Here is a 16,526-nt window from a genome sequence, read left to right on the forward strand (position 1 = left end):
CTTACCCAAAAATGGAGATATTTAGAAAAGAGGAAAGTTTTGCAATGGTAATGCTCGATTGCAAGTGGCAGTTATCACCAAGCCAGTTAGTAGCTAATAAAAATGAAGTTCATATCTGGCGCTCTAACCTCAATTTACCTACTGAAAAAGTAGATATACTAGCTCAAACTTTATCTACCGACGAGCGCCAAAGATCAAAAAAGTTTCACTTTGAGCAAGATAGGCAAAGGTTTACTGTGGCGCGGGGATTGCTGAGGACGATTTTGGGTAACTATTTGAGCATACCCGCCGATCTTATAGAGTTTAGTTATGGGCAACACGGGAAGCCGGAAATTAAAGCTACTCCGTTGCGGTTTAACTTGTCGCACTCCCAAAATTTAGTTTTGTATGCCATAACGTGCGATCGCAATTTGGGGATAGATTTAGAATTTATCCGCCCAGTTACGGAAGCTGAACACATTGCCAAGCGGTATTTTTCACCGCGCGAAAATGCAGGTTTTCAAGCTCTTTCCCCCGATCAAAAACCTACAGGCTTTTTTCACCACTGGACGCGCAAAGAAGCTTATTTAAAGGCTGTAGGGGCTGGTTTAGCGGCGGGTAACGATGATTTTGACGAAACTGTAGCCACAGAGAGCGATCGCGCCCATCGTTGGTTTTTGCGCTCTTTTGTTCCTGCCCCAAATTACTTAGCTACGGTAGCTGTAGAAGGCAACGGTTGGGATATTTTCTATCTAGAACCATCCTTCTTGCTCTAAAGTTTCAATTAGCTGCAAGCCACGCGGATCGCCCACGCCTAATAAGGAAGCTTTGGCATCTTCTCTAACTCCCAAGTCTTCATCTTCGGCAAAAGCTTGAATTAAAGCATCGATTGCAGTAGCGTAAACAACGTTAGAAGGCAATTCGCGGCACAGTTGCCCGATCGCCCAGGCGCAATTACTCCTTACTGCACCTACAGGATCTGTTACTAAAGCTTCAACTAAGGGCGGAATTGCGCCGACAACCCCCTCATAACTTACCAGTGCCATCTGCGCCAACGAACTCGCCGCCCACAAGCGCACGGCAGAAATATCAGTTTTTAAGGCAACAGCAAGAGGCATTAAGGATCGGCGATCGCGGCAGTTTCCCAAAGCCCACACGATGCCTTTACGGACGTAGCCATTCCAATCAATGTTTAACTGCGCGATTAGCGGTTCTACAGCGTCCGGGTGGGGGTTGCGCCCAATTGCGTAAGCTGCACTAACTCTAACTAAAGGGCAAGTATCGGTTAAAAGGTGAATAAGATGAGGGGTAGCGCGTTTGTCTTCTAGTTCACAAAAAGCCCGTGCTGCTAACATCCTTTGCTGAGTTTGCGGATCTTCTAGCAGGGCTAACATTGCGTCAGGATTTGGTTTATATTCCTCAACTTCTGCTGTTAGAGGTTCAAGGCGATCTAGAGGGCTTTCTAAGTCTTCCCCGTCAAGTAAGCTGATTAAATCTTCGTCGTCATACATAACTATTCAAGCTACCACAACCAAAGCGCTGTTAGCTTTGTTTAGTATATCTATTTCAGTGGTTTTACCATCGATAGCGATCGCGTTTGATAGCCCAACTGGTTGTAAAGATTTTTGGCAAAGTCATTAGTTTGAAATACTTGCAACTCAATTGCGGGAAATCCTTTAGTAATTGCCCAAGTTTCTACTTGGTTCATTAAAGCTCTAGCAATGCCTTTTCGTCTATGTTCTGGGTTGACGTAGAGTAAAAAAATATGAGCAATGCGATCGCTTGTTATTTGATCTATCGCGTTTCCTGCCCATACACAAGCTACCGCAGCATCGCTATCTGAACTTACCCACCATAAAGGCGTTTCTCTAGATAAATATTGCTCCACTGTTAGGGCTAAATGAGAAAAATCTTGCTTTGGGGCTAGTTCCTGGTAAGTTTTTTGCATAAACTTGGCTAGCAATGCTCGATCTAAGCTCGATCCAGCCCGAACTTGATAACCTGATATTAGTTCCACATTATTTAGTTAATAGTCATGCGGAATTGATCGGACAGTGCCAAATCATCCGGTATGCCTTTTACCAACATAGAAAGCCCTGGAGGTAATTGCACGTTGGCTTTTTGGGGTGAATTAATTTCTTCAATTGGCGCGGGTGCAGCCATATCGCTAGGAAGAAAGATCCGGGCGCTAACTGCTACAAGCGCTACAAAAAACACAAACACGATCGCAAAAGGAAGCACGTATTGACGGAAGATAGCCATGTTGGTAGCCGAGGAAAAGCAATAATATGAGAACTTAGCTAAAGAATTGTTAAGCCTTCTTTTATCCTACAACTTAATTTATTAATAATCATCATCATTTAAACCTGGTTTTGCCATAGCAATCGGCGGAGAATTCCAAGGCGCAATAAAAGGTAAAAGTACCAACCCTGGCAAAGCAGCTACGATAGAAAGTAAGAAAAATGTTGACCATCCGGTAACAACGGCTAATTGTCCGGCGGGGGCGGAGATGATATCACGACTAATAGCGACTAAGCTTGAAAATAAGGCAAATTGGGTTGTTGTAAAGCTGTGGTTGCAAAGACTCATCAAATAGGCAACGGTAACAACGGTAATTAAACCCGCACACAAATTCTCAATGTTGATTGCTAAAACTAGCAAAGAATAATTTTTTCCGGCGATCGCCAAAGCATAATAACCTAAGTTACTAACTAACTGGAGAATCCCAAAAATCCACAAGGCGCGATTCATACCAATTTTAGTTAGAATAGCGCCCCCGGCTAACACCCCTACTGTTGTAGCAAAAAAGCCCATTCCGCCTTGAATTGCGCCAATGTCAGTTTTTGAAAAGCCGATTTCTTGGAGAAATAAGTTTGCAGTAATTCCAACTAAAGAGTCCCCCAGTTTGTAAAGCAAGATAAAAGCTAAAATTAAACTTGCTTGAGTGACTCCAAAACGCCCGAAAAACTCTTGAAAAGGTAGAACCACCGCGTCTTGTAAGGATTGTGGCGGGCGACTTTCGGTAACGTTATTAAGTTGCTTTTTCGGTAATATAAAAGCTGCAACTATCCAAAAAACGAGTAAACCTGCGATCGGCAAATATAATTTATCTAAAGAGAGATAGCCTGTAATTAATCCGCCGATTAAGCCTGCCAGGAGTAAAGCAAATAATAAAAGAAAAATTCCATCTTTGGCTGATATAGGTGCAGAACTTTGTTCGCCTTCTAGCACGGGTTCGGTAGGCGCAAATAAAGTCGCAATTATGCCAATGCCCATAAAAGCCGCCATGATTAAGTAAACGGCATTCCAAGAAATATAATCGGCTAAAACAAAAGCTAAAAAGCCCGTTACTAGCAGCGCCATCCGGTAGCCTAGCACCCAAACCGATGCACCTGCACCCGCCTCAAGGGGCGATAAAACATCTGTGCGGTAGGCATCGCCAGCAATGTCTTGAGTAGCGCTTAAAAATGTAATGATTAGGGCGATAATTGCCAGTATTTGTAAGGATTGAAGGTTTTGGGAGGGTTGTTGTAATGCCATAGTGGCGATCGCTAATACTAACCCGATTTGAGTTATGATTAGCCAACTGCGTCTTCGTCCTAGAAATGGTGGCACAAAGCGGTCTAATAACGGCGACCATAAAAACTTAAGGGAGTAAGGAACGCCAACTAGACTAAATAGAGTAATTGTCCCTAAGTCAATCTTCGCGTCTTGCATCCATAGTTGCAGAGTTTTACTGGTGAGAAATAAAGGTAAACCAGAGGAAAAGCCCAAAAATAGCAAAACTGCCATTTTGCGGCTTTGAAAAACTTGTAAAAAATTGCGCGTTGGATTCACTTGCGAAAAACCCCTGACTGAGCATAACTTTAGGCTGAAGTCATGATGCCATAGTGGGGGTTAATTGAATAATGCAATACTTGGAGATCCCCTAACCCACGACAATATAGTAGGGGCGCAGTGCATTGCGCCCCTACTCTTAAAAATGGGGGGAAATGTTTTAAGAGGCGGTATCTTGAGGTTTATCGGAGGATTTAGCAGCAAGCGCCGCTTGTTGTTCATCGGCTTTTTTTTGTCGCTTTTTGCGTTCGGCGGCTAACATATCTTCCATGACAATTAAAGCTTGGTTCATTTTTTCGACGTTAGCGCGATACAACTCTAGGTCTTTGTTGAGTTTGTCTTCGGGTAAGTGCAAGCTACTAGAAATTTGCTTGAAAGCTTCTACACGCTTAGTTTCATCTTTAACTAATTCGGGGTCGGATAATTCTAGTAAACTAAATACACCGATCGCAAATAAACGGCTGTATTTGAATTTTTGATTGGTGGCAATTTGTTTAATTTGTTCTTGTAAGTCGCTATAACCATCTATAGGCTTTTCACTACTTAGCCATTGCATTAAGTCTTGGGATGACAAACTTTTAGCAAAGCTTCCTAATCTTTCCGCATCTTGGCGATATTGATGAGGATCGGTATTTATAGCTTGACATAGAGCTTGAAAAATTGAGTCTTTATCCCGTTCTGGTTGATAGCCTTGCATAAAGCGCTCGTAGGAAGTCACCACACCTAGCGCGTATATGGGGTTGTAGCTAAAATCAGCGTTGACAGAGAGTAAGTGCATTTCTACCATTAATTCCTCAACCACGCGGCGATAAATAGTGTTTATCGGGCGAGTGTGAGTAGAATAGAAAGCTCTTTTGGTATCGGAAACAGTACGAACGGTATTCACAGGTTGAGAATTAACGGGAGACGTATATATTATTGTCTCGCTTTAGGGCGACTTTGCCAAGGGAAGATGTTTTACTCAAGCAGTCAAATACTTGTTCAATTGTTTGGCTAAGGCTTGGACGTTGGGAGTTTTGAGCATTGTTAGATGATTTCCAGGTATAGAGTGTAATTCAACAGAGTTTGTCAGTTGACTCCAGCCTAAAGTTGTGTCAGTCGTGGTTAGGGGTTCGTTGCTTTTGAATAATGCGATCGCGCCTGGGTAACTTTGGGGTGCATAATTTACTGTAGCTTGGCTATTTGCCCAAAAAATCCGCATTATCCGCTCAATTGTTAGTTCGTCTAGCATTCGCAATCTAGTTTCTTGGGGGAAAAGGCTATTAACAGTTGCTTTTTCTAGTAAGGAAGTCCAACCATGAGGAGAAAAAATTTGCTTGAGGTAGGAATCGCAAATTAGCTCCCAGTAATCTAGTACAAAGGGATAAATAGAACCGGGTACAGTGGTAATAAGAAAATTCAAACTCTCCCAAATTGACGGTTGATTGCTGGGTATTGGTGCAAGGGTATCGAAAATTGCCAGTTTACTTACTGTTTCTCCTGCTTGGTGCAATTGTTGCGCCATTTCAAACGCAACTAAACCGCCAAAAGACCAGCCACCTAGTTGATACGCGCCTTTTGGTTGAATTTGACGCAAGGCTTTAATATAACAAGTTGCCATTTCTGCAATGCTGGTTAGTGGTGGCTGCAAACCGTCTAAACCGCAGGGTTGGAGGGCGTAAAATGGTTGATTTTTGCCTAAATGGGTTGCTAATTCGTAGTAGGGTAAAACAACGCCGAAAATAGGATGAATGCAGAAAAATGGTGTTTTAGCGCCTTGGGGTTGAAGCGGGACTATAGGCGACCAAATATAGTTTTTCTCGATATTTGGCGCGAATTGTTCGACGGTTGGCGCACTAAAAAGGGCGGATAAAGGTAGGTTTTGATGGAAATGTTGGTTTATTTGGTCTAATAGTTGAATTGCTAGTAGAGAATCTCCACCTAGTTCAAAAAAGCTGTCTTGTATTCCTACTTGCTCAAGTTTAAGAGTTTGCGCCCAAAATGTTGTTAAGGTCGATTCTGTGGCATTGCGAGGCGCTACAAAAGATTTGTTTGTAGAGATATTTGGGCTTTTTAGAGCATTTCGGTCTACTTTCCCGTTGGGTGTTAAGGGTAGCGATGACAGGATAACGAAAGCTGAAGGGATGGAATAATTGGGTAATTTTTCTTTGAGAAAGTCGCTTAATTGAGCGGTGGAAAGGTTTAAGTTGGGATGAAAGACTATATAAGCTACCAGTTGAGTATTAGCAGCAGTTTCTTGAGTAATTACGGTGACGGCTTGAATTGCTGGATGTTGTAGCAACAAGCTTTCAATTTCTCCTAACTCTATCCGATAGCCGCGAATTTTAACTTGGTGGTCGATGCGTCCTAAAAATTCTAATTTTCCGTTAGGGAGATAGCGGACTAAATCGCCAGTTTTGTAAAATTTTGGCGGTGAGACGTTGCATTGCAACGTCTCTACAAAAGGGTTGGGAATAAAACTTTTAGCGGTTAATTCAGGACGATTGAGATAGCCTCGCGCTATACCTACTCCACCGATATATAATTCGCCGGGAATGCCTATAGGGACGGGTTGATAATTAGAGTCTAGAACGTAAACTTGGGTGTTAGCGATCGCATTTCCTATAGAAATACTATCCCCAATCTCTGCAATAGTTGACCAGATACTTGTCTCTGTTAATCCGTAAGCATTAAATAATCGTCTGTTTTTTGTCCATTTCTCTATGTCTCCCGTCCAAGCTTCCCCCGCTAAAATTAGGGTTTGCAATGCTGGTAATTGTTCCGCTACAAGGGTTGTTAGGACTGCTGGGGGCAAGGTAGCGTGGGTAATGGAGTGGTAACGCAAATAAGTAGTTAAAGATGCTCCTAGACGCGATTTCTCTGGGATTAAGTAAAGACTTGCGCCGTTAGCTAATCCCATAACTATTTCAAAAATAGACGCATCAAAGCTAATTGAGGCAAATTGTAAAATCCGATGTTGCGGTTTGAGGTCAAAAGTCTGTCTCTGTGCGTGGATTACATTACTTAGTCCTCGATGTTCGATTAAAACACCCTTGGGTTGTCCTGTTGAACCAGAAGTATAGATTGCATAAGCAAGATTTGCCGCTTTTACAGGACTTGTAGGATTATATTTATTTTGGAGTGCGATCGCCAAATCCTCAATAAAAACTAATTTATGCTCCCACTCCTCGGTAAATAAAGAGTTTTGAGTTATTAAAATAGTTATTTGCGAATCTTCCAGCATAAAGCGCGATCGCGCTTTGGGATATTCTGGATCTATTGGTAAATAAGCACCCCCAGCTTTGAGTATTCCTAAAATTGCGATAATTATTAACGGCGACTTTTCTAAACAAATCCCGACAATTACATCGGGTACAACTCCTAGGTTTTGTAAGTGATGGGCGATTTGGTTGCTTTGTTCGTTTAATTGCTGGTAGGTAATTTGCTCGTTATTGTGTACAAGTGCGATCGCACTAGGATTATTATTTACTTGTTCCTCAAATATTTGCTGGATGCACTTATCGGGATAGTTTTGTTGCGTATTATTCCAGTCAATAAGTAACTGTTGGCGTTCGGTGGCGGTTAAAATGGGTAATTCGGCTAGTGTTTGCTGGGGATTATAAATAATTCCTGCTAGTAGAGTTTGCAAGTGTCCAGCCATGCGGAGGATTGTAGAGCGATCGCATAAATCGGTACTATAAGTTATCTGTGCCTCTAATCCGGCGGAACTTTCCCAAAAATTCAACTCTAAATCTAACTTACTTGTGCCATTTTCAATCTCAAAGGGATTTAGGGTAAGTTCAGGTAATTCTAAGGCTGTAATCGGCGTGTTTTGCAGAGATATCGCTACTTGAAATAAGGGATGTTTGCTTAAATCTCGCGCTGGTTGAAGTTCTTGTACTAGCTTCTCAAAGGGTAAATCTTGATGGGCGTAAGCGTCTATTGTTACTTGTTTTACTTTTGCTAATAATTCTAAAAAAGTAAGATTACTAGATAATTGAACCCGCAAAACTAAAGTATTGACAAAAAAGCCAATTAATGGCTCTAGTTCGGCTCGATTTCGATTAGCAATGGGAGAACCTACAGCAATATCTGTTTGTCCTGTGTAACGATATAACAGTGTTTGCAAGGCTGCTAAAACCGTCATAAATAATGTAACCCCCTTTTGCTGGTTAAAGGCGGATAAAGATGCGCTGAGGCTGTGTGAAAGAGCTAAAAAGTTGTAGGTTGCACCTTTGTAAGTTTGGGTAGAATTACGAATGCGATTGCACGGTAAATTTAAACTTGGTAAATCGGCGAGTTGTGTCTTCCAGTAAGGTAATTGTGACTCGATTATTTTTGGTAACTCTTGTTTTTGCCAAGCGGCGAAATCAGCATATTGGATTGGCAAATCGGGCAATAACGAAGTATTTGTACAAAAAGCAGCGTAAAGCGCGGTAATTTCCTTAATTAATACGCCAATTGACCAACCATCAGCAATAATGTGATGCAGACTTAGCAATAAAATAGAATCGCTGGAATCTAGTTGAAATATCGTTACTCGTAGCAGCAAATCTGTACTAAGGTTGAAGGGAAGATGAGAAAATGCGATCGCTCTTTGTCTTGCAGTATCTTCTCGCTCAAGTATAGGTAAATGTTGCAAGTCTACAAGTTTCAGATTTATACTTGCACTCTCAGCAATTACTTGATTTAACTCTCTTTTCTCCATTGCAAAGGTTGTCCGCAAAACTTCATGACGGCGGATTATTTCGTTAAAGGTTTGTTTTAAAGCGGTTAAATTTAAGTTTCCAGTTAGACGAATCGCCGCAGAGACGTTGTAAAAAGGATTATTTGGTACTAATTGGCTGAGAAACCAAAGCCTTTGTTGAGCAAAAGAAGCCGGAAAAACAAAAACTTCATCGGTAGAAATAGGATGAGTATGCAAGAATTATCTCCCTAAGTTTTCAGGATTTTTGAGAGACGATCGCAAACGGCGATGAGCATCACGAGAAAGCGGTACAATCCCTATGTCTGGCTGAGTTTTTTGGCTGCTTTGTAAGGTTTCGATAGTTTTAGCTAAAGGCACAATTTGAGGAGTTTCAAAGACTTTTTGCAAAGGTAACTCGACGCCGAAAGTCTCGCGGATGCGGGAAGTTAGTTGAGTAGCGAGTAAAGAATGTCCCCCCAACTGAAAGAAATTATCGTCAATACCAACATTTTTTAGTCCTAGCAATTCTGCCCAAATATTTGCTAGTTTTTGTTGAGTAGGTGATGTAGGTGAAACTGCATTTTTGCCCCAATTTGGTACAGGAAGGGCGCGACGATTGACTTTACCATTAGTTGTTAAAGGTATTTTCTCTAACACTACAAAGGCAGCAGGTATCATATAATCGGGTAGATTTTGCTGGAGATAATGTTGTAACTGGGGGATGATTTGACGCGCCAATTGTGCTTGTAAAGGATTATTTGCGTCGGTTTTAGTTATATGTCTTTCTTTTATAACTCCTGGAGTCGCTTTTTGACTAATACTTTGAAAAATCACATCATAGCAACCTGTAGCATCGGTATTTATCCAACTAACTTCGACAGTATAAGGAAGTTTATTTAACTTATACCAATCTTCCGGCTCAATTCCCGATGTTTCTAACTGTTGCAATTCTTCGCGCATTTGATGGGCGTTTTGAGGCGATTCTGTATCATTAGTTAGCCATTGAGCGGTTTTAACGGCGGTTATAACACGAGAATTGGGAATTTTTGTTACTTGTAGAATAGCTGGCTGATTTTCGAGTAAATATTGACTTACTTTGGAAATGCTTAGGTTATCTTGCTCCCAATCAAGTTGACAATCGGGAGTTGGGGTTTTTTGAGATTCAATATGCAAGATGGCGTTGTAGCGAAATTGGGTTAGTTCATTGCGATCCGCGCGATCGCATTCCCGTGTAAGCTGTACTTGGACGTGACTAATTTTTTTAAAGCGCTGTTTCAATGCGGGAAAGAAAGCCGGATCGATAACTAATTCCGTCTCTTGAAATAATGCTGCTTGTAACTGTTGCTGTAACTGCTCTTTAGACGAATCCCCCTCCGAATGTTGTAGTTGTACGGCGGCGTGAAAAGCTGACAATAGTTGTAAGTTTCGTACATCTCCAATAAATATAAATCCTCCAGGGGTGACGGTTTCAATTGCTTTCTCTAATACTTGCAATAGGTAATCGAGGCTAGGAAAATATTGGATTACAGAATTAAGAATCACTGCATCAAAAGAGTTTGCAGCTATTCCAGTAAAATCTGTTGCTAGTTGTTGCAGCAATTTAACTTGTGGTAAGGGTTGCAATAAAGGCTTTAAATATTGAATGGATGCGGCGGAAAAATCGGTTGCTACATATTCGCTGCAATGAGGCGCAATTTTAAACAGCAACAAACCCGTACCGCAACCAATCTCTAACACTCGCTCTGGTTGTAATGCTAAAATTTGCTCTACGCGACTATTTACCCATGTCTGCATTTGCTCGGTAGGTATGGGAAGCCCTGTATAACTACTATTCCAACCGATAATATTAAAATTAGATTCCTTTGCAGATTGGCTATAAGTGCGATTGTAGAGATTTTCCCATTGTAATACTAGCTCTAATTGCAACTGCTGTTCTACTGTTGTTTGAGGGACAATGTAGGCAATAATGCGATCGCTATTAACAAGTGCGATCGCATTTTCAACCATTGGATGCTGTTTTAACACTGTTTCTATTTCGCCTAACTCTATCCGAAACCCGCGAATTTTTACTTGCTCGTCAATGCGCCCAATAAATTCTAAACTTCCATCATGACGATAAAGGGCGAGATCCCCAGTTTTGTATAAGCGATTATTTGCAAAAGGATTGTTAATAAACCTCTCTGCTGTTAATTCTGCTTGATTCAAATAACCCCGCGCTATACCATCCCCAGCAATGTAAATCTCGCCAACAACGCCAATGGGGACGGGAAAAAGGCGATTGCTTAATAAATAAATCTGTGTATTCGTTACAGGACGACCGATAGAGGGATTTTCATCCGAAACCATCAATTTAGTCGTCGTCGCCCATATAGTCGTCTCTGTCAGTCCGTAGGCGTTAAATAGACGGCGATCTGTTGCCCATTGTTGGACAATTTCTGTTGTACAAGCTTCACCACCAGCAATAACCGTTTGCAGTAAAGGTAATTTGGACGCGGGTAAAACGGCTAAAACTGATGGAGAAATGATCGTTGTATTGATCGCGTTTGTCTGCAAAAATTCTATTAAATCTTTTCCTGGTAACTGGGCTTTTTTGGGGGGAATGTAGAGAGTTGCACCAACGCCAAAAGCAAGTAATATTTCAAAAATAGAAGCATCGAAGCATAAAGAGCTAAATTGTAAAATCCGGTTATGCGATCGCAATTCAAAAGCTTTTATCTGTCCTACAACTACATTACACAATCCGCGATGCTCAATTAAAACTCCTTTTGGTTGTCCTGTCGAGCCAGATGTATAAATAATGTAAGCAAGATTATCTAGATTTGCGCTGCTGGTGGGATTTTCGGTGCTGTAAGCGTCGATATTTTCGTCTGTATCCAAGCAGATTAGTTTGATGTCTGCAAATAGCGATGTTAAAGACTGCTGAGTTAAAACTACTTTTACTTGTGTATCGGTAAGCATAAACTCTCTACGGCTTTGGGGATAATTTGGATCTATTGGTACATAAGCGCCACCCGCTTTAAAAATCCCTAGTATCCCGACAATCATTTCTAGCGACTTCTCAACGCAAATCCCTACTAAACTTTCTGGCTTAATTCCCAACTCTTGCAAGTAATGCGCTAATTGATTAGCTCTATGATTCAATTGTTGGTAGGTTAGTGTTTGATTGTCGAAGACTAGAGCGATCGCATTTGGTGATTTTTCGGCTTGCTCCTCAAACAGTTGATGAAATAATTTATCGCTATAACTACAGCTAGTTTGATTCCATTCTTCTAATAACTGATGGCTTTCTGCATCACTCAATAAAGGTAAATCGGCTATGGGAATATCAGGATTTGCCACAATTGCTGTAAGTAATGTTTGAAAATGAGCGAGAAACTGAGAAATTGTGTTTTTATCGAATAAATCGGTATTGTAAGCCAAAAAACCGCTAATTCCCTCGCTTTTTTCCTCCCATAATCCACTTAATCCGTAACTTTGCTCCCACAAATGCAACTCTAAATCGAATCTTGTAGTAGTAACCTCAAACTGCAAAGGATTTAAGGTTATTCCTGGTAACTCCAAAGGTTGCATTGGGGCATTTTGGAGCGCGAAAACCACCTGAAACAAAGGGTTTCGGCTCAAATCTCTTTCAGGGTGCAATTCTTCTACTAGCTTCTCAAAAGGTAAATCTTGGCGATCGTAAGCTTCTATTGTCTTCTCTCGCACTCGTCCTAGCAATTCCCTAAAGGTAGGATTGTTAGATAAATCTGTGCGTAATACTAAACTATTCACAAAGAAGCCAATCAAAGGTTCTAATTCTGCTCGATTGCGATTTGCGATCGCAGATCCAACTACAATATCTTCTTGTCCTGTATAACGACTCAGCAATACTTGAAAAGCTGCAAGCATTGTCATAAATAAGGTTGAGCCTGTTTGCTTGCTTAAAGTTTTTAATCCCGCGCTCAAAGCTGGAGATAAAGAGATATTTTGTGTCGCACCTTTATAGCTTTGCACTCCTTTTCGTGGTTTTGTAGGCAAATTTAGCATCGGAAGGTCAGCAAGTTGAGCTTTCCAGTAAGATAATTGACTTTCTAAAACTTCTCCTTGCAAATACTTTCTTTGCCAAAATGCGAAGTCTGCGTATTGAATAGCTAAGGGTGGTAAAGGTTGATTTGTATACAGTAGTCCAATTTCCCGAATTAATACCCCCAGTGACCAACCATCAGCAACGATATGATGGAGATTGAGCAGTAAAACATATTCATCTTCGCTTAACTGCAATAGTTTGACGCGCAACAACAACTCTTTGGCTAAGTTAAACGGATGCTGGGCTTCTTGTGTAGCAATGTTTTGAGCGGCGGCTTGTCTTTCTGTTACGGGTAAATGCTGCAAATCTACTACAGGCAAAGATACATCAATTTGGGGAGATGCGATCGCTATTGGTTGTCCGTTAACTTCAACAAAGTTGGTACGCAAAGCTTCATGACGTTGGACAATTTTATTAAAGGCTTGTTTTAAAGCTAAATAATCTAGCTTTCCACTAAGACGCAAAGCCGCAGGTATATTGTAAAAAGGATTTTCGGGAATAAGCTTGTCTAAAAACCACAACCTTTGTTGAGCGAAAGATAAACAAGTGCGATTAGTTTGGGGTATTAAAGGAGGAGATGGACTAAGTAAAGCAATTAACTGTGACTTGTATTTGATGATATGCGATCGCATTTCCTCTGTTAAAATTCCTTGAGGAGCGTTACATTGCAAGCTTTCCCCTTCTACAAACACCTGAATATCTAAACGTCGTAAATCCGCCAATAATTCAATAGCACTCAAAACTCTACCTCCTCTCGATTAGTAGTATTTTTGCTACTGGCTATATATTCCGCAAGTCCTAAAATAGTTGGAGTTTCAAACACTCTTTTTAGCGGTACTTGTACGCCAAAACTCTCGCGGATTCTAGAAACTAGCTGTGTTGCAAGTAGTGAATGTCCACCTAATTCAAAAAAGTTATCGCCAATCCCTGCGTTAACGCCTAATAATCCATTCCATAACTCTAATAATTGGACTTCAACGGAGTTACGCGGAGTTTTGTTAGAGATATTTTGTGTAAAATCTGGTGTAGGAAGGGATAAGCGGTCTACTTTACCATTGATTGTTAAAGGTAATTTCTCCAAAAATACAAAAACCGCCGGAATCGAATAGTTTGGTAACTTTGCTTGCAAAAACTCTTTCAATTGCGAGCTTTTTAGTTGTACCGAAGCAACGATATAAGCAACTAAACTCTCATCTTTAACTACAACGACACTTTCTTTTACTTGGGGATGCTGATTAATTACCGTTTCAACTTCCCCCAATTCAATCCGAAAACCCCGCAACTTTACTAAATCATCTTTACGTCCAATAAATTCTAAATTCCCATCGGGTAAATATCGCCCAAAATCGCCAGTTTTGTACAAACGCGCTGATTTAAGCCAAGGATGAGCAATAAATTGTTGCGCTGTTAATTCAGGGCGATTAAAATAACCTTGCGCCAAACCATCGCCACCAATATAGATTTCTCCTGCAACTCCTACAGGTACAGGGTTTAAATAGTTATCTAATAAATATATTTGCGTATTTGCGATCGCCTTTCCAATCGGTATAGTCTTTAATTGTGTTACATTCTCCACCTCGTACCAAGTAGTAAAGGTAGTATTTTCTGTAGGGCCATAGACGTGCAACAAGTGCTGAGGCTTGCTTTCAAACACAGATTGCACCGATTTCACATCTACAACTTCACCGCCAAACAGCAAATATTTCAAATCTTTAAAAGCTGAGGGAATTTCTCGCGCAATCTGGTTAAATAAAGCTGTAGTCAAAAATAAAATATCAATCTCTTGCTGTTGGAGAGTTTGAGCAAAATCTGGAGGAGAAAGCAAAGTTTCTCTATCAATCCCCACTAACTGCAATCCGTTTAAAAGTGCGCCCCAAATCTCAAAAGTCGCCGCATCAAAGGAAATATTGGCACATTGAGCAACTTTGTTGCATCCTTTCCAGGTGATGTAATTAGAATTAATTAATCTATTTACCGCTTGATGAGTTACAGCAACACCTTTAGGAATGCCTGTAGAGCCAGAAGTATAAATTATATAAGCTAGAGTTGCGGCGGTGGATTGGTTAGGGAGATTTTCATGGCTTTGCAGTGCTAATTTTTGCCAATCTTTATCTAAACAAAGGATTTGCGTATTAAAAAAAAGGTGAGAAAAGCTACTATGGGTAACGATCGCACTTAAGCCCGTATCTTCTACCATAAACTGAAGTCGCTCTACAGGATAAGCTGGATCTAATGGTACATAAGCGCCTCCAGCTTTAAGAATACCCAGCATTACAGATACCATTACAGGCGTTGATTCTAAGCAAATTCCAACTAATGAATCTTTACCCACACCGAGTTTTTGCAAATAACGCGCCAGTTGATTGCTACCGTTATTTAGCTGCTGGTAAGTAACTTGACGATCTTTATAGTTAAGGGCGATCGCATTTGGATTATTATTTACCTGAATCTCAAACAACTGTTGAATAGACAGATGTTTTTGATAATCGCGCTGCGTCTGATTCCATTCCACCAAAATCAGATTTTTTTCAGCAACGCTCAATAAAGGCAAATCGGCTAACTTAGTATCAATATTCTCAACCGCGCCAGTTAACAGGGTTTGAAAGTGTTGAAGTAATAAAGCGATCGCATTCCCATCAAATAAAGCAGTATTGTAAACTAAAACTCCCCGCAATCCTGCCGATTGTTGCCATTTATCCCCCCACAAGCTTCTAAAATCTTCGCCGCACTCCCACAAATAAAACTCCAAATCAAACCTAGCTGTTGTCGTCTCGATTTCTTTAAAAGGTGCAAGAGTCAACCCCGGCAACTCTAATTGCTCTATAGGGGCATTTTGCAGAGCAAACACGACCTGAAACAAAGGATTTTGATTTAAACTTCGTTCGGGGTGCAATTGCTCTACCAGCTTCTCAAAAGGCAAGTCTTGATGAGCGTAAGCGCCTACAGCAACTTGCTTAACTCTGGCTAATAACTCTTTAAAACTAGGATTATTTGATAAATCAGTGCGAATAACTAAACTATTAGCAAAAAAACCGATCGCATCTTCCAATTCTCGGCGATTGCGGTTAGCAATGGGAGATCCGACAGCAATATCTGTTTGTCCAGTATAACGACACAACAAAGCCTGAAAAGCTGCAAGCAATGTCATATATAGGGTTACACCTTCTTGCTGACTAATAAAGGCGATTTTCTGCGCCAACTCTTGAGGTAATTCTAATAACTCCGTTGCACCCTTATAACTATGTTGTAAAGGACGATAGGGAGCAATTTCTAGCAAAGGTAGATTTTTTAACTGTGATTTCCAGTAAGTTAACTGTTTTTGTAACACATCTCCTTGCAAATATTCTTGCTGCCAATGGGCAAAATCTGCATACTGAATAGTTACTTCTTCCAGGGGGGAAGGTAAACCTTTACAAAAAGCAGTGTAAATTATGCCCAATTCTCGAATTAGTAAAGCGCTTGACCATTCATCAAAGATTATGTGGTGTAATGCGATCGCTAATATATATTCTCCCGCCCCAATTTGCCACAAATTTACCCTTAATAGCGTTCCCTGCTCTAAATTAAAAGGTTTTTGACTAAATACCGCGATTTCTTGCTGCGCTGCGGCTTCTCTTTCCCCTATAGGTAAAGGTTGTAAATCAATTAATTGTATAGATATTTGTAAATCCGGTAAAACAATCTGTACGGGTTTTCCGTCTACAGTGTCAAAATTAGTACGTAATACTTCATGACGACGGACAATTTCATTAAAGCTTGCTTCTAAAGCGGCAATATCCAGCAAACCAGTTAGCCGCAAGACATTCACCACGTTGTAGCAGGCAGAATTAGGAAATAGGCGATCGAGAAACCATAGCCGTTGTTGTCCAAAGGATGCCGGAAAAACAAAAACTTCTTCGTCAGAAACATTGCACCGATGCGATCGCGCTAAAGTCATTAGTTAGTTTACTGTTTTCTTAGCTAACTCTTTTTAACGGA

At 40.8% G+C, this 16,526-nt stretch carries 9 protein-coding genes; 1 reads left to right on the top strand and 8 read right to left on the bottom strand.

The window, feature by feature from the left end; genetic code table 11:
- The first annotated feature begins 11 nt into the window (after positions 1-11).
- On the top strand, positions 12-755 hold the full coding sequence (locus SYN7509_RS0218475; protein ID WP_202807248.1) for a 4'-phosphopantetheinyl transferase family protein: 744 nt from the start codon (positions 12-14) through the stop codon (positions 753-755).
- Here SYN7509_RS0218475 and SYN7509_RS0218480 read toward each other — a convergent pair.
- From SYN7509_RS0218480 to SYN7509_RS0218515, 8 genes are all read right to left on the bottom strand, one after another.
- Positions 732-1,490, bottom strand: a complete 759-nt coding sequence (locus SYN7509_RS0218480) for a HEAT repeat domain-containing protein (protein WP_009631978.1) — start codon at positions 1,488-1,490, stop codon at positions 732-734. The genes SYN7509_RS0218475 and SYN7509_RS0218480 overlap by 24 nt on opposite strands.
- A 50-nt stretch (positions 1,491-1,540) precedes the next feature.
- On the bottom strand, positions 1,541-1,996 hold the full coding sequence (locus tag SYN7509_RS0218485) for a GNAT family N-acetyltransferase (RefSeq protein ID WP_009631980.1): 456 nt from the start codon (positions 1,994-1,996) through the stop codon (positions 1,541-1,543).
- 5 nt (positions 1,997-2,001) lie between these two features.
- On the bottom strand, positions 2,002-2,241 hold the full coding sequence (locus tag SYN7509_RS0218490; RefSeq protein ID WP_009631981.1) for a hypothetical protein: 240 nt from the start codon (positions 2,239-2,241) through the stop codon (positions 2,002-2,004).
- Positions 2,242-2,322: 81 nt separating this feature from the next.
- Positions 2,323-3,816 (bottom strand): AmpG family muropeptide MFS transporter, encoded by a 1,494-nt coding sequence (locus SYN7509_RS0218495; protein WP_028954431.1) that lies wholly within the window; start codon positions 3,814-3,816, stop codon positions 2,323-2,325.
- 160 nt (positions 3,817-3,976) lie between these two features.
- The gene (psb29, locus tag SYN7509_RS0218500) at positions 3,977-4,702 is read right to left on the bottom strand and encodes a photosystem II biogenesis protein Psp29 (protein WP_009631983.1); all 726 of its coding nucleotides are present in this window, start codon (positions 4,700-4,702) and stop codon (positions 3,977-3,979) included.
- Between the two features lie 75 nt (positions 4,703-4,777).
- Positions 4,778-8,719: a non-ribosomal peptide synthetase gene (locus SYN7509_RS0218505; RefSeq protein ID WP_009631984.1), complete on the bottom strand. Its 3,942-nt coding sequence runs from the start codon at positions 8,717-8,719 to the stop codon at positions 4,778-4,780.
- 3 nt (positions 8,720-8,722) lie between these two features.
- The gene (locus SYN7509_RS0218510; protein ID WP_009631985.1) at positions 8,723-13,288 is read right to left on the bottom strand and encodes a non-ribosomal peptide synthetase; all 4,566 of its coding nucleotides are present in this window, start codon (positions 13,286-13,288) and stop codon (positions 8,723-8,725) included.
- Complete coding sequence (locus SYN7509_RS0218515) at positions 13,285-16,485, bottom strand: non-ribosomal peptide synthetase (RefSeq protein WP_009631986.1); 3,201 nt, start codon at positions 16,483-16,485, stop codon at positions 13,285-13,287. The genes SYN7509_RS0218510 and SYN7509_RS0218515 overlap by 4 nt, the downstream gene beginning before the upstream one ends.
- Positions 16,486-16,526 lie beyond the last annotated feature (41 nt).

The sequence above is a fragment of the Synechocystis sp. PCC 7509 genome (assembly GCF_000332075.2).
Taxonomy (GTDB): Bacteria; Cyanobacteriota; Cyanobacteriia; order Cyanobacteriales; family Chroococcidiopsidaceae; genus Aliterella.